We start from the raw sequence: 22,731 nt of genomic DNA, 5'->3' as shown, positions 1-22,731 counted from the left end.
TAAAGATGAGTGATAAATACGGACTAAAAACTAGAACTCGAATCTCCAATGCGGTTGATTCTGAATTATGGTTGAAGTTACAAACCTTATCGAAAGAAACGATGATCCCCATATCGAAGTTACTGGACAAAGGAATTGAACTTGTTGTAAATAAGTATGAAAAGCCTGTTGAAAAATAGGCTTTTTTCTATAATTGGGGATCTTTGGCTACATTTTTTGGTACTGTTCCCTATCTCCTGTATTTTATTTTGTAAATTGCTAAACCCGTACCGACCAATTGTTAATCTGTTGGTTGCTGCAGAATCGGACACTCTTCGAGATGTCCGCTCTGAGGCAAACAACATGATGTAACAATTGTCGGTACTGCGTCTGTTTTTTACCTCTATTACGTTTCATCGAACGGTCCGCCGTACAGTGTACACATTGATTCGCGTAAACCGGCCGCGAAGCTGACGTTTATTCGATAAACATGGCGTCGCCAAAACTGAAAAAACGGTATTTCAGATCGATCGCCGTCTGATAGGCTTTCATGATTGCTTCCCGATTGTAAAAAGCCGACACCAGCATCAGTAGGGTGGATTCCGGCAGATGGAAATTGGTAATCATCGCATCCACCACTTTCCATTCGTAGCCCGGATAGATAAAGATATCCGTCACCCCGGAATAGGCTTCCACGCTCCCCTCATTGAACTGCGCATCGCTTTCCAGGGTCCGCACTGACGTCGTCCCAACGGCAATGACACGCCCGCCGTTTTTCTTCGTGCGCTTGATGGCTTTCGCGGTTTCCTCCGGCACCTCAAAATATTCTTCGTGCATATGATGTTCTTCAATGACATCACATTTGACCGGACGGAATGTGCCGATTCCCACATGAAGGGTCACCTCGGCAATGCTGACGCCCATTTTCTCAATCTTTTCAAGCAGATCCGGGGTAAAATGCAGGCCCGCCGTTGGTGCCGCCGAAGAGCCCTCGCGCTTGGCGTAAACCGTCTGGTAACGGTTGTTGTCCGCCAGGGTTTCGTGAATATAGGGTGGAACCGGCATCAAACCGATCTCGTTGACGATCTCCTTGAAGATGCCCGTGTATTCAAAGCTGATCACCCGCAGACCGCCCTGGGTCGTTCCGGTGATCACCCCTTTCAGCTCCGGACTGAAAACAATCCGAGCGCCAACCTTGGCTCGTTTTCCCGGCTTGACCATGATTTCCCAGTCCTTATCTGAAAGATGTCTCAGCAGCAGGATCTCGACCTTGCCGCCGGTATCCTCCCGGTGTCCGTAAATTCTTCCCGGGATAACTTTGGTGTTGTTCATCACCAGCAGATCGCCGGGTCGCAGGTATTCTGTAACATCAAAAAACCGGCGGTCTTCAATTGTATTCTTTTTTCGATTGATTACCATCAATCGGGATTCATCCCGCTTTTTCAAAGGATGCTGAGCAATAAGCTCTTCCGGCAGGTCGTAATAAAAGTCTGATCTATTCATCTGTTTCTTCCTCATCGTCATAAAAATTCAGTTTAATTTGCTGAGGATTCGATGAATCACTCATTAACACCTCAAGTCCCAAATGTTTGTATCCGCGACTGGTGACCACCCGCCCTCTTGGCGTTTTCGAAAGAAAGCCCAGTTGAATCAGATAGGGCTCATAAACTTCCTCGATGGTATTTTTCTCTTCACCGATGGCCGCCGCCAGCGTATCCAGTCCGACCGGGCCGCCGTCAAATTTTTCAACGATCGTCATCAGCATGATACGGTCAATCTGATCCAGTCCGACTGCATCCACTTCAAAAAGATCCAGCGCTTCCTGGGTAATTTTCAGATTGATCACGCCCTGGCCTTCAATTTCACAATAATCCCGAACCCGTTTCAGCAAACGGTTGGCAATTCGCGGCGTTCCTCGGGAACGAATCGCCAATTCTACCGCGCCCTCATCATCCATCTCAATCCCAAGAATGCCGGATGACCGCCGGATGATTTTCGCCAATTCCTCGGCGGTATAAAGCTCCAGCCGTTGAATCACCCCAAACCGGTCTCTTAAAGGCGAAGTCAGCAGGCCCACCCGGGTGGTCGCACCAATCAGGGTAAAGGGCGGCAGCTCCAGCCGGATCGACTGTGCGCCCGGCCCTTTGCCGATGACAATATCCAGCGCAAAATCCTCCATGGCCGGGTACAACACTTCTTCAACTGACCGCTGAAGCCGGTGGATTTCATCAATAAAGAGAATATCCCCTTCTTTCAGGCTGGTCAGAATGGCCGCCAGATCGCCGGCTTTTTCGATGGCTGGTCCGGAAGTGGTCTTGATTCCCACCCCCATCTCCCGGGCTATGATATTGGCAAGGGTCGTTTTGCCAAGACCCGGCGGGCCATAAAGCAGCACGTGATCCAGGCTTTCTTTTCTTTTCTGGGCGGCCTTGATAAAAATCCCCATTTGCTTTTTCACGCGCTCCTGACCGATATATTCAGTCAGTCCCTGGGGTCTCAAGTTTTTTTCGATTTCTGCATCCAATTCAGTAAAATCGGAAGTAATGATGCGTTCTTTCATGTATTACCGTCCCTTCAACGGATTCGTGGCCCGGAGTGCGCCTTTTATCAGCTCTTCGAGACTGCTATCCGGGTCATACGCTTTTGATACCATTTCCGATGCTTCAGAAAGACTGTAACCCAATCCGACAAGTCCGTTGACAGCCTGATTGGCGATGTCATTGGTTTCCCGAATATTGATCACTTTAACGTCCATACCGGCATAATCCTTATAGCGATCCTTCAGCTCCAGAATAATCCGACTGGCTGTTTTGAGCCCGATTCCCGGCGCTTTTGAAATCGCTTTGGGATCGTTGTTCAGGATATGGCTGATCAGCTCGCTGCTGCTGAACTGGGATAAGAGTCCGGCTGCCGCTTTCGGACCGATCCCGGAAATGCCAATCATCGTCCGGAATATTTCCCGTTCATCCGGGGTGGCAAAACCATAAAGGGACATTTCATCCTCTTTTATAATCTGATGAAGAAAAAGCTTAACCTCCGAATGCAGACCCGGCAGCTCATTGAGAGTATTGGTGGATACTTTTATTTTGTACCCCATGTGGTTCAAATCAATAACCACATAATCCATCGCCTGTTCTTCCAGGTTTCCAATTATATATTCGTACATCCGCTCTCCTTCATATTAATTCTGTTAACTGACTACGCGAAACGCCTAAAAGATAAACTGATATTGCTTTGCTGTCGGTTTTCGCAATCAATTTGGTAACGTGTAGGCGAACAGTCGATAGACTGTCCGCCGTACAGTGTACAAATTGATTCGCGCAAACCGGCGGCAAAGCTGACAACCGTTTCGCTAATGCATACTTTATCTATTGTACCAAAACGAAAAAATAATTCAACAAAAAAAGCACCCTTAGGTGCTTGTCCCAAATGTGTCGCCCTCTATTTTTGACGCCCTAGCGTAAGCCAGGTGGGTGTCTTGTCTCTATTTTCTGCCTTCCGGTGATCTGGTACGGCCCGACATCTAACAGCGAACAATCAGACTCCCTCTAAAATGATGTAGGTTCAAAAATAAAGTATATGACGAACACTTTGGGACAATTCCATTATACACGATTGCAGATTTAAGTCAAAGGATAAATTTTTGCGTGTAATCAGGCAAAATCTGATGCTGCCTCAATTAAACAAGCCAGTCCAACGCTGAACGGATGTTATCGACGGGATATGTTTCAATCCCCGTGATGTGCAACCCCTTTTGATTTCCCTTTGGTATGATACACCGCTTAAAGCCGAGCTTCCCCGCCTCGATCAACCGTTTTTCCATATGCTGGACATTTCTGACTTCTCCGGTCAGGCCAACTTCGCCCAGAATGATCAGGTCAGCCGGGATCTGAAAATCTCTCAGGCTGGAATACAGCACGGCAATCACCGCCAGATCCAGCGCCGGTTCATCGACTTTAATGCCTCCAACCACATTGATGTAGGCATCCACCGACTGCATCTGAATACCCAGACGCTTTTCCATGATCGCCATCAGCAGAACCATGCGGTTGTTATCCATTCCCGTCGCCATTCGCCGGGGATTCCCGAAGTTCGATGATGAAACAAGGCCCTGCAGTTCAATCAGTAGTGGCCGCGTTCCTTCCATACAGGGAACGACGACAGAGCCGCAGGTATTTTCCGGCCGGCTGTCCAGCATCATTTCTGATGGGTTGGCCACTGGCTGCAGTCCGCTTTCCGTCATTTCAAAAATACCGATCTCGTTGGTGGAACCGAAACGGTTTTTAACGCCCCGAAGAATCCGGTAGGTATGGTATTTCTCGCCTTCAAAATAGAGTACCGCATCCACCATATGCTCCAGAACCCGGGGTCCGGCAATACTGCCATCCTTGGTAACGTGCCCCACCAGAATCATCGAGATGTTGTCCTTCTTTGCCAGCTGCATCAGCGCTCCCGTATTTTCACGGATCTGGCTGACGCTGCCGGGGGCCGAAGAAATATCCGGGCTGTACATCGTTTGAATCGAGTCAATGATCACAATATCCGGCCGCTCTTCCAGAATAATGGTCAACAGATAGGGGATGTTGATTTCAGAAAGGAACGAAATATTTTCTGATTTCACATTCATGCGTTCGCCGCGCATTTTCAGCTGCTGTTCCGACTCTTCTCCCGAAATATACAGGACTTTGTATCCCTGATTCCCCAGCGCTTCGGTTGTCTGCAAAAGCAATGTGGATTTTCCGATGCCCGGATCTCCGCCCAGCAGAATCATGCCGCCGGGAACAATGCCTCCGCCCAGCACGCGGTCGAATTCCAGGTTTTTTGTGGGATAGCGCGTCTCCCCCGAGTAAGTGATCTCCGCCAGCGATTTTGGTTTGGAATACACCCCACGTTCTCTCGTGTTTTCCTTGCTGCCCAGCTTTGCAAAATCAAGCTCCTCAACCATGGTATTCCATTGATTGCATTCCGGACACTTTCCCATCCATTTTGGAGAATCATAACCACAGTTCTGACAGACAAAAATACTTTTCTTCTTAGCCATGCTACCTCCAGATTCTTATTTACCTATTCAATCCATTTGAAAATACAATAACCGATCAGACCGCCGATCAGATTAAGAATAATGTCATCAATATCGGCCCGACGACTGGTCAGAAATAAATACTGGATCACTTCAATGGTGCAGGTCGTTCCCAGAACGATCAGAAAAATCTCAAGAAAGCGAACCTTCTTTTTCCGGGATAATGGGTAAATCAGCCCCAGCGGAACAAACAGGATAATATTGCCGATCAGATTCTTGAACGAATCGGTAAAAGTATACATGATAATATCCTGAAAATTCGTCGGCCCGGTTGCCAGGAAATTCCAGTCGATGATGCCACTACTCATCATATCATAAAAGAAGTTGTCAATACTTGCAAACGGAATGATATTCAACGTTGTTTCATATGTAATGTTACTCGAATCAGGTAACAGTGTCATCATAAATAAGCATGCCGCATAAGCCAGAAAAATCAGCTTAAACAGAAATGCGACGCGATTGTTTTTTGCCATAAGTTATTCCTTTCCAGCTCAACTGCCAATCTTAAAAGCTCTGATATTATAACCAATATTCCTTTAAAGAACCACAGTTATTTCTTATTTATCATAAAAATCATCATCAAAAGGCACCGATTCTGCCTTTGCGATGAAAAGTTAATCCGAATTCTCTGGACAAAGAAAAAATACCGAAAGAAATCTTCCGATATTTTTGCTCTTGTGTTTCAAATTAAAATACATTATTGTATCCACACTAATTCAAAACTTTTTATCATTCTATTTGTGTATTATACACAAAGTTGCATTCATTGTAAAGAGGTTGCACCAATCGTTATTTTTATAACGATCCGAATTTTCAACAAAGGCGCTCTCAAAACATTCAATCCAGCAAATCATTGCTATTTGATAGCTTTACATGGTTTTTTCGTCATTCGTTACTTCCACATCCACATAAGCCTGCTCTCCCCGGATGATCTGAGCCGTACCATTGGTTTGGTCCTCAACCCAGTCTAAAAAAGCCTTTGTTTGAGCAACGGCAATCTGAAAATTCAGCGTCACATTCTCCCCGAACTCCTCGCTGACCGGAAAGATTTCTTTTTCCATCAGGCTATTGCTGAGTCCGCCGTAGCTTGGGTAGTGAATAACAATTTTCACCTGATCAGAAAACTGTTTTTTGATGATGCAACAGTGATTGAGGACATCACTGGCACCGCCACCGTAGGCGCGGATCAGTCCCCCGGTGCCGAGTTTGATGCCGCCGAAATAGCGAACCACCACCACCAGCACATCTTTCAGTTCCCGGTGATTGATCACATCCAGAATCGGCTTTCCCGCCGTGCCGGAAGGTTCCCCGTCATCACTGGCCTTCTGACGTTTCGGATTGGTATTAAGCACATAGGCCCAGCATGCATGTGTCGACTTGTAGTGCTTCTTCCGGATTTCTGTCAGAATTTCATCCACTGCTGCTTCGTCTTCCACATGAAAGACCAGGTTGATGAAACGCGACTTTTTGATTTCTACTTCCGTTTCATCGGATCTCAATACGGTTTTGTAATCATCCACGGCCTACACCTCTGACACCTTATACTTTTCAAACAGATGAATCGGAAATCCATCTGTCATTTCAACCGTCACCAGATTTCCTTCCGTCTGATAGTCAATATCCAGCACCACCTTCATTTCATGAAGCAGCGACAGGGACTTATTGTCGTCGTAGGGGATCAGCAGCTTCATCTCCCGTTTTTCGCCGACCAGAACAACGCTGATCGTTTCGAACAGCTCCTCAATCCCCAGGCCCTCTTTGGCCGAGATATAAAGATTGAGTTCCTCTCTCGCAACCTGATTTTTCAATAAAAAAGCTTCCTGCTCTGCGCGGGATAACTTGTCAATTTTATTGTAAATCATCACGATCTTTTTATCGCCCACGCCGATGTCAGACAGCACCTGATTAACCACCTGAATCTGGGCTTCATAATTCGGATTGGAGACATCCACCACATGCAGCAACACATCCCCGGTTTCAACTTCCTTTAACGTGGTTTTAAATGCCTTAATTAAATCGTGCGGCAGCTTTTCAATAAAGCCAACCGTATCTGAAATCAGATAGTCCCCATGTTCCGGGTCCACCTTGCGCAGGGTTGAATCCAGCGTGATGAAGAGGCCATCCTTCGTGACCGCCTCGCTTTGTGTCAAACGATTAAACAGCGTGCTTTTTCCCGAGTTTGTGTAGCCAATCAGGCTGACGGTTTTCACCTTGTTCTTTTTTCGCTGCAGCGCATTGAGCGTATTGCTTTTGTCGATCCGCTCGACCCGCGCTTCCAGCTCTTCAATCTGACTGCGGATATGACGTCGGTCGGTCTCCAGTTTTTTTTCGCCGGGTCCACGGGTTCCGATGCCGCCGCCGGTCCGGGACATGACAATACCCAGCCCCTTGAGATGACTCATCCGGTATTTCTGTTGAGCCAGTTCAACCTGAAGCTTGCCTTCCCGCGTTGTCGCATGGCGAGCAAAAATATCGAGGATGATCGTGGTCCGATCCACCGTCTTCGTTCCGGTGGCTGCCTCAATATTGGCGATCTGCCGGGAATTCAGCTCATCATTGGCGACAATCAGATTGATGTCGTTATTCTGAATGACTTTGATCAGCTCCTGAAGTTTGCCCTTCCCCACATAGAAAGTCGGATCAATCTGACTGCGTGCCTGACACACCTGTTCAATAACCAACCCGTCGGCTGTTTTAACCAGCTGCGCCAGCTCTGCCATGGAATCTTCAAGCGTGACGCCTTTGTTTCCCGGCAGATCCAGCCCGATCAGAAGCGCTCTTTCTTCATCCTCATCCATATCAAATTTATTGTTCGGGTCGTTTTTGATAAAGCGATTGGCCTGAAGAATATAATACTCCAGTGAAAAGGCATTAAGCTCCTTCAGATTTTTAAACAGGGCCTGCCCATACTCCAGAGAATCCGCTTCCACAATCGGCACACCAATACCAAAAGTCGACGGCGCGTCTTCATCCACACCAACTGCCACAATGCACTGGATTTTCTGTTTCTTGGCCGCTGAAAAGTCCTCCTGGGACAACCGGGGATTCCCGCCGGGATGGGTATGAATGACCCGGTATTTATTCAGCGACTTGATATGGTATTCCATCTCCTCGTTGCCAATGCTGACGGTTGCAGCATCCCCCACGTTAACCCATTGAATGCGGTTTTTATCATCCGTGGCGATCAGTATTTCCTTTTTTACAGCCAGGGTCAAACGCTTCAAGATCTCCAGAACATATTCATCCAGAAGCACCTGGTTTTCCATTTGATACCCAATCAGATCATTGAGTTCATTCATATAACTTAGGCGAATGCCGTTATTTTTGTTGTCTGCCATCACTTTTTCCTTTATCAATTGTTTGCTTCATTATAACACAAAAACCAGGCAATAATGGCCTGGTTACTCAATGTTTTAGATTGTTGTTAATACACAACATCTTTTTTCGTAGGGGCGATTACTAATCGCCCGTAAACGCCGGTCTTAAACACAAACGTCTGCGGGCGGGTAATACCCGCCCCTACGGGATGATGTTTTACAGTTTAATAATCTCCGAGTTTTCCACCGCGGTCGCCATCATATCCACCATCATTTCAGCGATGGCTTCCTCCGAACGCAGCATTTCCGGAATCTTCGGCCTGGTTTCGGGATGCTTGGGAACAAAAATCGTACAGCAGTCTTCATAAGGCAGAATCGATGTTTCAAAGGTACCGATTCGCTCGGCGATTGCAACAATATCCGCTTTATCAAAACCGATCAGCGGGCGGAAAACCGGAAGATTGGCCACCGCATTGGTCGCGCCGAGTCCTTCCATCGTCTGGCTTGCCACCTGTCCCAGACTTTCCCCGGTGATCAGGGCTTTGGCCCCTTCTTTTTCGGCAATCATCTCGGCGATGCGCATCATATACCGACGGATAATAATGGTAGTCTGGCGATCCGGACACTTTTCCACAATTTTGGTCTGAATCTCAGTGAACGGCACCACGTAGAGTTTGATCTTGCCGCAGTACTGGCTCATGATCTTGGCCAGATCGATGACCTTCTGTTTGGCCCGGTCGCTGGTAAACGGAAAACTGTGAAAATAGACTCCAATCACTTCCACCCCGCGTTTTGCCATCAGGTAGCCCGCAACCGGGCTGTCGATTCCGCCGGACAGCAGCAATGCGCCTTTTCCGCTGCATCCCACCGGCATGCCACCGTTACAGGGTATGAATTCATGATACATATATGTCTTCTGCCGCACCTCAACCCAGAGATTCAAATCCGGATTGTGAATGTCCACCGAAACACCTTCCACCGCGTCGAGAATCACTTCTCCCAGCCGGCAGTTCAGATCAGGCGATTTAATCGGGAACGTTTTATCTCCGCGTTTGGCGGTGATTTTAAAGGTTTTAACCCCTTGTGCCGAACGAACCTGCTCAATCGCATTTTCCTCAATCACATCGATGTCACTGTCAATGACAAAGGCCGGACTGACTGACACGATTCCAAATACTTTTTGAATCCGTTCCAGCCCCAATTCAAGATCAGCCTCTTCAATATCGACAATGATGCGTCCCTGTATTCTTTTAACCTTTGCCGACGGCACACAACGAAGGGTATTGCGGATGTTTTTTGCCAATAACTCGATAAAATAATTCCGATTCAGTCCTTTTAAGGCGATTTCACCGTATCGAACCAAAATAACATGTTCCATTAATTTTCTCCTGTGATTTATTTTCTTCGCTTCTTTATAAGAAGCCGCAAGCTCGCAACTGCTTCAGCAATCGCACTCACTGCTTCATCGACATCCGCTTCGGTGATATCCTCAGAAAAACTGATGCGAATGGTTCCCTCTTTATATTCTTCCATCAGCCCAATGGCCTTCAGTACATATTGTTTTTCCTTTTTATGGGAGGAGCAGGCCGATCCGGTGGAAACACAGATGCCTTTTGCTTCCAGACTGTGAAGCAGCACCTCGCCACGCACATGATTAAACGATACATTCAACACATAAGGACTGCCATCGGGATCGCCGTTGACTAGTGTATCCTCTATTTGCTCTTTTATCCCCGCGATGAAACGGCTGCGCAGCTTGCGGATCGCCTTCAGCTGATCCCGATACGTATCTTTTCGGATCCGGATCGCTTCCCCGAAGCCAACAATCCCCGGCACATTCTCCGTTCCGGAACGCATGTTGTTTTCCTGTCCGCCGCCATGAAGCAGCGGTTTGATGGTGGTACCTTTTTTGATATACACCGCCCCCACCCCTTTGGGGCCAAAAATTTTATGACCGCACATGGTGATCGCATCGAGCTGACACGCCTTCACATCAAGGGGTATTTTCATATAGCCTTGCACAAAATCAGAGTGAAAGACACATTTGGGATTCGCCGCTTTCACGATTTTCCCAATGGCTTTAAGATCCTGAATGGTGCCCAGTTCATTATTCACACCCATGATGCTCACCAGAATCGTGCTGGCATTGACGGCGGTTTTCAGTTCATCCAGATCGATATGCCCCTGGGCATCCACCCCCAGAACCACCACTTCCACCTGATGGTTTTCATAAAATGAAAATACATCCAGTACCGATGGGTGCTCAATGGCGGTGGTGACAATCCGCATCCGGCTGCGTTGCTTATTCTCAACAATCCCTTTGATAATCATATTATTTCCTTCGGTCCCGCCGGAAGTAAAATAAATCTCCTGAGATTGACAGTTGATAGTGGCGGCAATGCGTTCCCGAACTTCCCTGACTGCCTGTTCCGCGCGGATTCCCAGGCCGTAAAGGGATGACGGGTTGCCGTAATTATTGACCAGCGCATCCATCATCTTTTCAGCCACCTGGGGGTGCACTCTTGTTGTTGCTGCATTATCTAAGTATATTTCTTTCATAACCCTGTTCCTTCTCTTGCTGAGACCATTTTTAGAAAATTTATTTCAGCATTCCTCATCCAGAAAAATGCGACTGCCCACAGCAGAACGCTGTTTCTGATATTTCCCCTGATAGGGATTGAGCGCCTCGGCATCCATTTGGGCAAAGACCAGCTGACAAATGCGTCGGCCCTTTTCCAATTTAATCGGCAGACGATTGGCATTGTAAAGCTCAAGCGTGATTTCCCCCTCAAAACCCGGATCAACCCATCCGGCATTTTGAATGAAGAGTCCCATCCGGCCGATGGAGCTGCGACCCTCCACAAATGCCGTCAAATTACAGGGGAGTTTGATGTATTCCATGGTCGTTGCCAGCAGAAACGAGTTGGATGGAATAATGATCTCATCCGCTTCCATGGAAACGTATTTAATTTCATCCGTCAACGTCATCGCCTCAAAATAATTTTCATCCAGCTTCAGGAAACTGCTCCCCAGCCGAATGTCGACCGATGCCGGCTGAACCTGTCCCTTTTCCAGCGGATCAATAACCAGATCTCCTCTTTCCAAATATTCGTAAATGGTTCTGTCCGATAATATCATAATTCCTCCAAAATCTATTATTGTTAGCTATTTGCAAAACGACTGTGCGCTTCGCTGCCGGTTTACGCTTAAATCCCATACATTGTATTATGGGTTGTGTGATCGTGTCAATCTTTATCCTAGAGATTGACGATGGTGACACCTGAGCCGCCTTCATTCATGGCGCCCAGACGGAAGTCTGCAATCAGAGGATTTCCTTTGAGGTATTCATGAATGATCTGGCGCAGTTTTCCGGTGCCCTTGCCGTGAACGATGACAAGCTGGGTGTTGCCGGTGAGAATCGCATCGCCGATCATTTTTTCGACCAGAAACAGTGACTCTTCACCATTTTTCCCCCGCAGATCCAGTTTTGTATTCATCGCATGGCGATCGGTTTTCTTGAAGGTGACCCTTTTCTCCTCCGGCTTGGCCAGTGCCTTTGACGGCGCGAGATCCTTGACATCAACCTTGAGTTTCATGATGCCGGACTGAACCATGGCCTTGTCTTCATTGGGCAGCAGGTTGATGACTTCGCCTTCCTTGCGGAGGCTGACGACAAACACCTTCATGCCGACGCTCAGATCCTCCATTCTCAAGGCTTCGCCCTGATAGTCCCGGGGTAGATTGCCAAACTGATAGATATTCTTTTCCTTTTCCTTGATGCGCTTGCGGATGGCTTCAAGTTCTTTGTTGTCCCTGATGGCACTGGTCGTCGTTTCCTGAATCGTCCGGATCTCCCGATAAATTTCTTCGGTCTCCGCCCGGGTTTTTCTGACGATCTCCAGGGCTTCTTCCTGCGCTTTTGCAATCAAAGCCTTTTTCTCTTCTTCAAAGCGTTCCTTTTCCTGATCCATCTGGTGCTTCATTTCTTCGGTTTCCCGCTTCAAGCGGATCATGGCATCATGCTCGGCTTCGGTTCGGCGGCGCTTTTCATCAATTTTTATCAGGGTCTCTTCAAAGCGAATGGCCTCGTTTTTAATCAACAACTTTGAATTTTCAATGATTTCATCGCTCAGTCCCAGCCGCTTGGCAATTTCAAACGCGTTGGATTTACCCGGAACGCCGATCAGCAGCCGATAGGTAGGACGCAGTGTTTTCACGTCGAACTCCACACTGGCATTGATGACGCCCGGGGTCACCAGCGCATACTCCTTGAGCTCGCTGTAGTGGGTCGTGGAGACGCTGGTCACGCCCCGTTTGTGAAGCGCATCAAGAATTGAAATCGCCAGGGCCGCCCCTTCAGTCGGATCAGTTCCGGCGCCCAGTTCATCAAACAACACCAGACTGTTTGCATCCGCTTGATCCATGATCGTCACGATATTGGTCATATGGGAGGAAAAGGTGCTCAGGCTCTGTTCGATGCTCTGTTCATCCCCGATATCTGCGAAAATATCCCTGAAGATCCGGGTTTTGCTGCCTTCCCGAACGGGCACAAACAAGCCGGACTGCACCATCAGATTCAACAATCCGATGGTTTTCAGCGATACGGTTTTCCCGCCGGTATTCGGACCGGTGATCACCATGGTATCGATTGACTCTTCAAAATATATATCCGACGCCACGACCCGATCATTCGGAATCAGCGGATGCTTCGCCCGCAGCAAAGCCACCGGGCCGGCTTCTGTTATCTCTGTCCTGACGCCATCAATCGCCAGACCTAATTTTGCTTTGGCGAACTGGAAATCCAGATCCACCAGCAGATCATAATTGCCGATGATATCCTCGCGGCTGTCCGCCACTTTCTGGGTCAGATCCTTGAGAATTCGGATGATCTCCTGCTCTTCTTCCGCCACCAGTATTTTAATGTCATTGTTCAGTTCAACCACCGCCAGGGGTTCGATATACAAGGTGGCGCCACTGGCGGATTTGTCCAGCACAATTCCCGGAACCTGGCTGCGATATTCCTGCTTGACCGGCACCACATACCGGCTGTTGCGGATGGTGACAATTTTTTCCTGCAGATATTTCTCATAGGCCGTCGAGCTGATCATGTGATTGAGTTTTTCACTGATCCGGTTGTATTTGAACTGCATCTCCCGGCGAATCCGTGACAGCTCGCGGGAAGCCGTATCCGCTATTTCCTCAGGTCCCAGTATTTTGCGGCTGATTTCTTTTTCCAGCTCCTCGCAGCTTTCCAGCGACTCGAACAGGTCTTTGAGCAGAACGAGCGTATCCATCTGGGTGTCATTATGATAGTAATTGTCCATATCGCCGGCAATGCGAAGCAGGGTAGCAATCGAAAGCAGCTCTTTCATGGAAAGCATCGATCCGATGGCCGCCCGCTTCACATAATCGCTGGTATTGGGCACATCCGCTAGCGGCGGTCGCCCGTTTCGAAGAATCATCCCCAGGCTTTCATTGGTTAAATCAAGCGCCCGGTTGACAGCAGTCAGTGTTTCCAGCGGTAGCAGTGCTTGTGCCTGCTCTTTTCCGCCCTGCGTCACACAATTCTCCATCAGACTTTTTAATATTTTATGGTATTCCAGAACCTTAAGGCTTCTCTGATCCATGTTTTATTTCACTCCTCGTTTAAAACTTCCCCGGGTTGTCCCGGCCGTCTGCAATCCTTCCGGAAGGCCCCAATGCTTTTGATAGATGTCCCGGCTGTAATAGCCGATGATGTTTTTAAGGGTTTCAAGGCTTTCATTTTGATGATAAACCCGCCAGGTATCCACTCCAACGTGATCAAGAATTTCTTCTCTCAGAAAAAGAACATCCCGGTTGTAGATATGGATCAGTCCGCGATTATCGCGCCTGACCGGAAAAGATCCGCCCCGTTCATCCACCAGGTTGCCGGCCATTTCCTGATGGCAGAGGCCGCTTTTCCCTTTTGTTTTTTCGGGACAGGCGGCGCAGTTGAACAGGCATTTCCGGCTCACCATCAGCTCCTGCCGGCCGTAAACTGGCAATACTGTGAAAAGCTCCGTATGCTCCGAAATATCCTTCAGCGCAACGCCATCGAGTTCCGGCGACAGAACCCCGCCGTCAAAATGCCATTCCTGCAGGGCTTTTGCCGCCAACGTATTAAAAAAGTTGAAGGACTGGTCCGCTTCCAGATAATCCACGCGATCTTTGAGCATCTGCAAGGCTTCATAATTTCCAATCAGAAAGCCGTCATGTTCAATATCCAGATCCAATAATCGCCGCAGCTTGCGGGCACAGCCAGCATCCGTCACCTTCGGTGTTTTTAAAAGCACGTTAAAGCCGCAGTCTTTGGCAAAGGCAGCTATTTCTGAAACACCATCGTCAATCAGGGGGATCACCACCTCTGTGATGCCAAGCCCCGTAAGCTGAGACAAAAATTCCGGCGACGGCATTTCGCTGAATTCCAGTGAAATCCGTTTTTTCTGATTCTCCTGATCGATTGATTTTGAAATTCCATACAGCTCTTTTTCGAGCAAAACTTCGGTTTTCATCGCGCCAGTTTTCGTTTCCGCTGCCTGGGTGATTTTCGCTTGCAGTTTTTCAACCGCTTCTTTTCTGAGCGAATTCAACTGACTTCGCGACAGAAAGAGATCGGGTTCCATCTTTATTTCAATGCTTCCCAGTTCAAAGCCGGTTCCCCCAATGCGCGCCAGCTGTTCTCTGACAAGGGATTCATCCAGCGCCTTCTTCAGCGGCCGTTCCGGCATGAAATCAGCAACAACAGTCACCTCAATGCTCCGGGTCATCGCAACAATGACCACCGCTGTATCGGCCTTGATCGTCACTCGAAAATCCACCACCGGCTCCGGCAGCTTAACGGGAACCGACCCCATTTGTTGAAGCAAATCCATCAGCTCCCGGTCATAATTCTTGTACAACAGTGTTCCCGGTGAAACAGGATAACGGCATGGAATCGCCACGGATTCGCCGCCACAAGCTTTTTCCCGGCGACTGCCATCCAAAGCGAAAATACTGTCCACCTTCGTTCCGCTCTTGCCGTCTTCCCCAAAGGACAAACCATCGCCGACCGAAAGCTGGGCATCCTCATTGAGGCGTATGCCCAGCGGCTGGTAGGCTCCCTGGTTCTGCCTTTTTTTCGATTGTGGCAGCGCGACGACGCTGCCGATCAAGATGCCACGATTTTTCCCGACCTGCGGATTTAAAAGATCCGGTTCATCAAACAGATGGCCCTTTGTGAAATCCCGGTTGAACACCTGCATCACCGCCTGCTCATCGATGGTTTTCTCGCCACGCTCACCGCCGACCTCATCGATTTGCTCCCGGTAGGCACGGGTGATGCCATAAACGTACTCAGGTGTTTTCATCCGGCCTTCGATTTTCAGAGCATCCACGCCGGAATCAACAATCGCCGCCATTTCATCGAGGATTTTCAGATCCTTGGGACTCAGCAGATACCCTTCGTGAATCAGGCGGTCCGCTTCATCCAAAAGCTTGTAGGTCTTCCGGCAGGGCTGGGCGCAGAGTCCCCGGTTACCACTTCGTCCCCCGATCATACTGCTCATCAGGCATTGTCCCGAATAGGCGTAACACAGTGCTCCGTGACAGAATATTTTGAGTTCGATCGCTGAATTTCTTTTGATCTCGGCCACCTCGGCCAGCGGCATTTCCCGGGGCAGTACGACCCGGGAAAAACCAAGCTCCTGAAAGAACAAGGTGCCTTCCAGCCCGTAAACCGAGGCCTGGGTGCTGGTCTGAAGCTTGAACTCAGGATAATAGTGCCGCAGCAGATAAATCAGTCCGATATCCTGGACAATCAGCCCGTCGACATGGAGATCTTTTAAAAAATTGAGCGTGTCGATGAGCGCATCAAATTCACTGTTTTTGATTAATATATTAAGCGTGACGTACACCTTCACCCCGCGGTGATGGCAAAGCGCCACTGCCGTTCTGGTTTCATCTTCCGTCATGTTTTCAGCATTGCGACGGGCATTAAAGGCTTTCCCACCAAAATATACCGCATCCGCCCCACCATTTATGGCAGCAATTATGGCATCCATGGTTCCAGCCGGTGCGAGCAGTTCTGGTTTTTTATTCATTCTTACCTCTTGTTCTATCATTATTTCTGGTTGATTGCGAATAGGTCCGTTAACTTTGCGAGCAGTTTCCACAACCAATTTTGTAACGTGTAGGCGAACAGTTCATAACCTGTTTTCAGTAGGTTGTTGATAAACCCGTACCGACCAATTGTTAATCTGTTGTGGTGCTGCAGAATCGGACACTCTTCGAGATGTCCGCTCTGATGCACACAACATGATGTAACAATTGTCGGTACTCCGTTTGCTTTTTACCTTAAGTCCGTTTCAATGAACTGTCCGCCGTACAGTGGAGAAATTGGTTCGTGCGAAACTACTCGCAAAGCAATTATTGTTCGAGTTTATAAATTTCGCGATTAACGATATCATTATTTCGATCTATGCAATTGATTATTATACCATACCTGATTGAAATAAAAAAGTTGTGTGGCCTTGTCTGAATTTTTCTTAAAGAATCGTCCTACAAATCCCAGGCTTTTTTGAGCAGGCCGATCCCCTCGTAGATTTCCGCTTCCGTTAGTGAACCGTATCCCAGCAGCACCATGCTTTGATGGTTCTTTGAAACCCCATGAATAAAATAGGGCGACACCGGATAGACCTTCACGCCCAGATTCATGGCCCGACAGCACATGGTTTCTTCCGTCATGCCGTTTCCCAGCTGCACCAGCAGGTGATGCCCGGCATTTTCACCGGTGACGCTGACCTGATCCCCGAGCTGATGCAGGGCATTCATCAGAGTGATCCGTTTTTCCTTATAAACCTTGCGCATTTTGTTGACATGTTTTTCAAAAAAGCCGTCAGCAATAAATGCCGCAATCATCTTCTGTTCAAGACTTGAAACCGGCGAGCTGATCTGATCCGCAATTTCCAGATAAGTCTTGAGCAGGGTTTCCGGCAAAACCATGTAGCTGATTCGCATCGACGGGGCAATTGATTTTGAAAAAGTCCCGATGTAGATGACCTTTCCGTTTTTGTCGATGCTCTGCAGTGACGGCAATGGCTTTTCATTATAGCGGAATTCGCTGTCATAATCATCTTCGATAATATAAATGCCTTCCTCCTGATTGGCAACATTGAGCAGCTTGATCCGTCGATCAATCGGCATGCTCATTCCCAGCGGAAATTGATGGGAAGGAGTGACGTAGATCGCCGCATTTTTATGCTTCATCAACGGCTCGATCCGGATTCCCTTTTCATCAATGTCCACCGATATCACCTGGTTCCCCATTTTTTCAAAAATATTGTATGCCTTCAGATAGACCGGATTCTCCAGAATAATTTCCTTGTTTCGACCCCAGAGCAAATCCAGTCTTTGAAGCAAATGATCGGTACCGGAGCCAATGATGATCTGGTCTTCGCTGCAGATCACCCCGCGGGAACGGTACAGCAGATCGACCAGCGCTTTTCTCAGATCCGGCTCTCCCTGAATGTCCGGTTTATTGAGTAAATTCAAATCATATTCATTGAAAGTTGCTTTGAATATTTTCCGGAAAGCATCGTAGGGAAAAATCCGATGATCAATGGCATTAGGCGAAAAATCGATTTTAACCGTTTCAAATTCCGATTTAGCCGATCTCTTTTCCGGGACTGCTCTTTTTTCGCTCTGAAAATAGGTATCAATTTCACAGACAAAATAGCCCTTTTTCGGAATGGATTCCACATAGCCTTCAGCCATCAGCTGGCCATAAGCGGCATCGACCGTATTCACGCTGACCGACAAATGACTGGCCATATTCCGTTTTGAAGGCAGCTTCTCCTGATATTTCAGGCTGCCGGCAATGATTTCATTTTTCAGATATTCATATATTTCCTCATACAGAAATTGGCCTTTATTTTTAAACGGAATCGTAATCATGACTCCCCCCACATCTGTTCCCATTATTTTGCATAAAACTGATTCTTTTTATGGGATCAATTTTATCATATACTAGAGTAATTCTAAAATCAAGAAAAGAGATAAATTAATGCCAGAAAAACAAAAACGAGTGGCCGCCATTCATGATATTTCATGCGTCGGAAGATGTTCCCTGACGGTTGCCCTCCCGATCATATCAGCTGCCGGCTTCGATACCAGCATCCTGCCGACAGCCGTTTTATCAACTCATACCGGCGGCTTCGAAAATTTCACGTACCGCGATTTGACCGATGACATCACCCCGATTGCCGACCACTGGGAATCCCTCAAGCTGGAATTTGACGCATTATACAGCGGTTTTTTAGGCTCTTTTGATCAGATCGATCTGGTCGCCGACCTTTTTGACACGTTCAAGGGCGACAACACCATCACCCTGGTTGATCCGGTCATGGCCGACAACGGTGAGCTCTATTCCGTCTACTCCCAGGAAATGGCCCAGGGCATGACCAAGTTATGCGCCAAAGCGGACATCATCGTTCCAAATCTTACCGAGGCTGCTTTTCTTTTAGACGAACCCTACGTCGGCAATGATTACAATCAGGCCTATATCGAAAATCTGCTGGTCAGCCTGGCTCAGTTAGGCGCCAAGAAAGTCGTCCTGACCGGCGTGGCCTTTGATGACACGCAACTCGGCGCGGCCGTATTCGATTCCACAACGAACACCATCGACTACGCTTTCAATCAGCGTGTGAACGATCATTTTCACGGAACCGGCGACATCTTCGGCAGCACCCTGCTGGCCGGACTTTTGAGCAATTTCAATCTCAAAAATGCGGCCCAGATCGCCGTGGATTATACCCGTGAATGTATCCTGAAAACCGTCGAGCTGAACCAGGAAAAGCGCTACGGTGTAGCCTTCGAACGGGCCATCCCCTATCTGATCAAACGACTGGGACTCTAACACCGGATCCTCTCAAAACTGGTTCGTGCGAAACTGATTGTTAAGCTAACGGCACTTTGCAAAAAAAATCGAAAGCGGCCAATGCGGCATCGAGTCGATGCTGCATTGGCCGTTATTCCTTTTCTTCTTTCATCTCTCTGAGTTTATCCTTGATCATTTCGTAGGGATATTTCCGACCCATCAGACTCCTGATGATCCGGTTCTCCAGATCCCTTCCGATAAACCCTTTTTTCAGGTATTGCCGTTCATATTTCTGATAGTCCTGATTCAGTTTTTCCAGGACCTTCTTTTCGGCAACCGCTATTTCTTCCCCGGATAATTCAACCGGTTCTTCCGCTAAATTCAATTCCCGGATCACGTCCATGGCCATGTCCCTTGAAAAACCCATCCGGGCCAATTTATCATACAGTTTTTTTCGTTTCTCCAAAACCGGCTTTCCATTTAACAGCTTCAGGTTTTTTACGGCAACCGTCATGCAGCATTGGTATTCCGCCGCACTGGGAAAAAGATCCCCGAGGGTGCGCAACAAGTCATCACTGATCCCCCGTCTTTTCAGATCCTGGAGCAACCGCTTTGTCCCATAATAGGTCAGTTGCCGATTATTCTCGACGTAGTTTTTGAGATAGCTTTCGTCATCAACATAACGGTATTCGCGAAGTTTCTCCATGACATAGTCAATATCAGCATCCGCCACATTTTTTTTCCTGAGATAGATCACCATTTCGCTGGCGGTACGGGCTTTATAAGATAAATAATTGGCCGCCAAATCCATGGCTTTTTCAGTTTGAGAACTCATCGACGTTTCCTCCTTTAGAGTATCGATAAAATAAAAAGTAAGTCCTGGAGATAATCGTAACATCAGTTGTCTGCATCATGGCGAACAGGCGATAGCCTGTACGATCATGCAGCAGACAACGACTTACTATTGTCTCCAGGACGAGTTTCCAATGGACTGTTTGCTTTTAGTTTTTCAATGCTTTTATGTTCTTTAACATGGCGGAAAAATCTTTTGTTTCAGAAATCGGAACTGTTTTTTCAATGCATTGAATCCCACTATTCTTTGCCTCAATACCGCTGATATTCTGATAAGCCGCGATCACCCGCTGAGCCTCATCAAAAGAAGCCATGGTGCCGACTTCCTGATTATTTACCACAATTGCGGTCCCTTTTACGCAAAGCTCGATGCCGGCATTGCTCAAAACCTGGACGCATGCGTCAAAATCCATGGAATTTTCAACCCTTGTCGGAACAAGCTCAAATCCGTCGCCAAGCAGGACGTTATCATTGTTGTATGTCTCACCCAGGCTGTTCTGGATCCGATCCACGGCTGATTCAAAAACGCCAGCCGTTTGAACATAACCAAGACTCCTGCCATGATAGAAGACTTCATAACCCTGCGTCTGCGCATTTACAACGCCAACCGTCGCCATGATAACAAAAATCATAATGGTCACGACTGTACTTTGCCGTTTTTTTCGCAAGCGTTTTTTTCTTCGATTGTCACGTTCATTCTTTACAACATCGCTCATATATTTACCTCGTGTTATTATTCGTTACGTTTTATTTACATTATGATACCATATATCTACAATACGATCAAGATTTTTTTGCATTTAAAAAGCGCCTCTTTCGAGACGCCTGAGAATTGTAGGTAAAGTACTAACGCAGTACCGACAATTGTTACATCATGTTGTTTGCCTCAGAGCGGACATCTCGAAGAGTGTCCGATTCTGCAGCAAACAACCGATTAACAATTGGTCGGTACGGGGTTTATCGACAGCCTAAAAAGCGCCTCTTTCGAGACGCTTTAGGTTATACGTAATCGCCGGTACTGATACCGAAGAAGCCACCAATGGGCTGAGCCACACCATTAAGCAGTATTTCAAAATGAACATGATTAGCAGTGGATGATCCGGTCGATCCCATTCCACCAATGACATCGCCCTGAGAAACAGTTTGTCCTTCTGAAACATTTATAGTATTAAAATGTCCATAAAGGGTTGAAAAACCATTGCCATGATCAATGACGATGCAGTTACCATAACCGCCATACCAGCCGGCAAGGGTTACTGTACCCGACGCTGCCGCATAAACAGGCGTTCCCGCGCTGTTTAATATATCAACTGCTGCACCATTACTATGATTACTGTAATATCCACTATCATAATTTCTGAAAATTTCTCCCACCCGACCGCTGGCCGGAAGTACAAACTGAGCCTGTGGTGTTTCCACTGCTGGAGTTTCATCGACAGGTGATTCAACTGCCGGCGCAGCAACCGCTGGCGTTTCCTCTGCCACTGGTTCTTCAACCGCTGGTGTTTCATCAGCCGGGGAAGCCACAACCGGTGCTTCTTCAGCTGGTGTCACAGCTACTGGCGTTTCAACGGCTGGTGCTGCATCTGCTACAGTTTGTTCAGTTGCTGGTTCTGACATCATCGTTTGATCAGCCGTAACTTCCGCTACCGTGATCGTTTCCGATGAGGTTTCAACCGGTGTTACATCCACGGACGCTGTCGTCAGCGGTGTTTTTTCTACCAATGTTTCCACCGTCTGATCGGTCGGCAATGAATCATTCGTTACCGCTTCTGCCACCTGAACGGTCTCATCCAGAGTCGATCCCGTATCTGCAATCGTCTGGGCGACTGCTACCGTCGTCTGGCTGATGGCGGTCCGGGCTGACTGTATTCCATTATTATCAAGCGATGTTCCGATTTTACCGGAATCATTGCTGTTGATCGCTGTTTCGGAAATAGTCGGGCTGTCAGCAAAGCCAAGTCCATTATTAAGCATATCCATGCCTTTGGTCTGGGCATCTACGGCCCCCGCACCAGCCAATACTAAAAATGCACCGGCTACAACTGCAGCGCCACGCATTCTGAATGAATTCTTCTTTTTTCTTTTCAAGTACGTTCTACGATTGACATGTTTTTTCCCGCTGAATTCGTCTCGTTCAACTTTTTGTGTTTCCCGATTGAATCGGTACTGCTTCAACATCTTTCTGAATTTTTCAAATAAATTTTGAGTTTTATCCATGCCTCTCCTCCTTGTTACATTTTATTTACAATTATGATACCACATTGGTTTAAACTTTACAAGTTCTTTGTAAATTCTTAAACAGCTTTAATATTTTATGGTATAATTCTATTCATGCGCATACCGCATGATGAACAATTGGTCGGTGAGGGATTTGCCGATAAAACCAGACTCAAGGTTATGATCTGAATCAGTACCGACAATTGTTACATCGTGTTGTATGCATCAAGGCGAACAGGCGATAGCCTTCGCGATGGTAACGAGCCAATCACAAGCTAGCTTGTAGTTGGCGACTGCCCGCGACTCATAAGAAATTGAAAATTTCTTATGAGTGTACGAATTGCAAGCATACAACTGATTAACAATTGGTCGGTACGGGATTTGCCGATAGCCTAACGGTAATGCCACAG

At 47.5% G+C, this 22,731-nt stretch carries 18 protein-coding genes and 1 other RNA gene; 2 read left to right on the top strand and 17 right to left on the bottom strand.

The window, feature by feature from the left end:
• The first annotated feature begins 5 nt into the window (after nt 1-5).
• Nucleotides 6-179: a ribbon-helix-helix domain-containing protein gene (locus GH808_RS13650; protein ID WP_186843344.1), complete on the top strand. Its 174-nt coding sequence runs from the start codon at nt 6-8 to the stop codon at nt 177-179.
• A gap of 277 nt (nt 180-456) precedes the next feature.
• On the opposite strand, the gene queA is transcribed toward GH808_RS13650, so the two are convergent.
• The 14 genes from queA to pdxR all read right to left on the bottom strand — a co-directional run bounded on the left by queA (nt 457) and on the right by pdxR (nt 18,327).
• Nucleotides 457-1,482, bottom strand: a complete 1,026-nt coding sequence (gene queA / locus GH808_RS13645) for a tRNA preQ1(34) S-adenosylmethionine ribosyltransferase-isomerase QueA (RefSeq protein ID WP_186843342.1) — start codon at nt 1,480-1,482, stop codon at nt 457-459.
• Nucleotides 1,475-2,539 (bottom strand): Holliday junction branch migration DNA helicase RuvB, encoded by a 1,065-nt coding sequence (ruvB, locus tag GH808_RS13640; protein WP_186843341.1) that lies wholly within the window; start codon nt 2,537-2,539, stop codon nt 1,475-1,477. The genes queA and ruvB overlap by 8 nt, the downstream gene beginning before the upstream one ends.
• A gap of 3 nt (nt 2,540-2,542) precedes the next feature.
• Nucleotides 2,543-3,145 carry a Holliday junction branch migration protein RuvA gene (gene ruvA, locus GH808_RS13635; RefSeq protein WP_186843340.1) on the bottom strand — a complete coding sequence of 201 codons (603 nt, stop codon included), beginning with the start codon at nt 3,143-3,145 and terminating at the stop codon, nt 2,543-2,545.
• Nucleotides 3,146-3,397: 252 nt separating this feature from the next.
• A non-coding RNA gene (ssrS, locus tag GH808_RS13630) (6S RNA) lies at nt 3,398-3,580 on the bottom strand.
• Between the two features lie 78 nt (nt 3,581-3,658).
• Nucleotides 3,659-5,020 (bottom strand): DNA repair protein RadA, encoded by a 1,362-nt coding sequence (gene radA / locus GH808_RS13625; protein ID WP_186843339.1) that lies wholly within the window; start codon nt 5,018-5,020, stop codon nt 3,659-3,661.
• 23 nt (nt 5,021-5,043) lie between these two features.
• Nucleotides 5,044-5,532 carry a VanZ family protein gene (locus GH808_RS13620; protein ID WP_186843338.1) on the bottom strand — a complete coding sequence of 163 codons (489 nt, stop codon included), beginning with the start codon at nt 5,530-5,532 and terminating at the stop codon, nt 5,044-5,046.
• 396 nt (nt 5,533-5,928) lie between these two features.
• Entirely contained in the window at nt 5,929-6,579 is a 651-nt protein-coding gene (locus GH808_RS13615; protein ID WP_186843337.1) for a YigZ family protein, read from the bottom strand.
• Between the two features lie 3 nt (nt 6,580-6,582).
• Nucleotides 6,583-8,397, bottom strand: a complete 1,815-nt coding sequence (gene hflX / locus GH808_RS13610; RefSeq protein WP_186843336.1) for a GTPase HflX — start codon at nt 8,395-8,397, stop codon at nt 6,583-6,585.
• A gap of 196 nt (nt 8,398-8,593) precedes the next feature.
• Complete coding sequence (gene thiI, locus GH808_RS13605) at nt 8,594-9,754, bottom strand: tRNA uracil 4-sulfurtransferase ThiI (protein ID WP_186843335.1); 1,161 nt, start codon at nt 9,752-9,754, stop codon at nt 8,594-8,596.
• A 17-nt stretch (nt 9,755-9,771) separates the two neighbouring features.
• On the bottom strand, nt 9,772-10,935 hold the full coding sequence (locus GH808_RS13600; protein ID WP_186843334.1) for a cysteine desulfurase family protein: 1,164 nt from the start codon (nt 10,933-10,935) through the stop codon (nt 9,772-9,774).
• Nucleotides 10,936-10,980: 45 nt separating this feature from the next.
• A complete protein-coding gene (dcd, locus tag GH808_RS13595; RefSeq protein WP_186843333.1) occupies nt 10,981-11,514 on the bottom strand; it encodes a dCTP deaminase in 534 nt (177 codons plus the stop codon).
• A 119-nt stretch (nt 11,515-11,633) separates the two neighbouring features.
• Entirely contained in the window at nt 11,634-14,003 is a 2,370-nt protein-coding gene (locus tag GH808_RS13590; RefSeq protein WP_186843332.1) for an endonuclease MutS2, read from the bottom strand.
• 3 nt (nt 14,004-14,006) lie between these two features.
• The gene (locus GH808_RS13585; RefSeq protein WP_186843331.1) at nt 14,007-16,475 is read right to left on the bottom strand and encodes a U32 family peptidase; all 2,469 of its coding nucleotides are present in this window, start codon (nt 16,473-16,475) and stop codon (nt 14,007-14,009) included.
• Nucleotides 16,476-16,932: 457 nt separating this feature from the next.
• Complete coding sequence (pdxR, locus tag GH808_RS13580) at nt 16,933-18,327, bottom strand: MocR-like pyridoxine biosynthesis transcription factor PdxR (protein WP_186843330.1); 1,395 nt, start codon at nt 18,325-18,327, stop codon at nt 16,933-16,935.
• A gap of 109 nt (nt 18,328-18,436) precedes the next feature.
• Between pdxR and GH808_RS13575 the strand changes: the two genes are divergently transcribed.
• Nucleotides 18,437-19,288 (top strand): pyridoxamine kinase, encoded by an 852-nt coding sequence (locus GH808_RS13575; protein ID WP_186843329.1) that lies wholly within the window; start codon nt 18,437-18,439, stop codon nt 19,286-19,288.
• A 112-nt stretch (nt 19,289-19,400) separates the two neighbouring features.
• Here GH808_RS13575 and GH808_RS13570 read toward each other — a convergent pair whose 3' ends face one another.
• The 3 genes from GH808_RS13570 to GH808_RS13560 all read right to left on the bottom strand — a co-directional run bounded on the left by GH808_RS13570 (nt 19,401) and on the right by GH808_RS13560 (nt 22,321).
• A complete protein-coding gene (locus GH808_RS13570) occupies nt 19,401-20,084 on the bottom strand; it encodes a regulatory protein RecX (RefSeq protein ID WP_186843328.1) in 684 nt (227 codons plus the stop codon).
• A 166-nt stretch (nt 20,085-20,250) separates the two neighbouring features.
• The gene (locus tag GH808_RS13565; protein WP_186843327.1) at nt 20,251-20,817 is read right to left on the bottom strand and encodes a hypothetical protein; all 567 of its coding nucleotides are present in this window, start codon (nt 20,815-20,817) and stop codon (nt 20,251-20,253) included.
• A gap of 283 nt (nt 20,818-21,100) precedes the next feature.
• Entirely contained in the window at nt 21,101-22,321 is a 1,221-nt protein-coding gene (locus GH808_RS13560) for a M23 family metallopeptidase (protein WP_207722339.1), read from the bottom strand.
• Nucleotides 22,322-22,731 lie beyond the last annotated feature (410 nt).

Source organism: Acetobacterium fimetarium (assembly GCF_014284475.1).
Classification (GTDB): Bacteria; Bacillota; Clostridia; order Eubacteriales; family Eubacteriaceae; genus Acetobacterium; species Acetobacterium fimetarium.
Note: the sequence above shows the minus strand (reverse complement) of the source record. Positions and strands in the feature narration are given on the sequence as shown.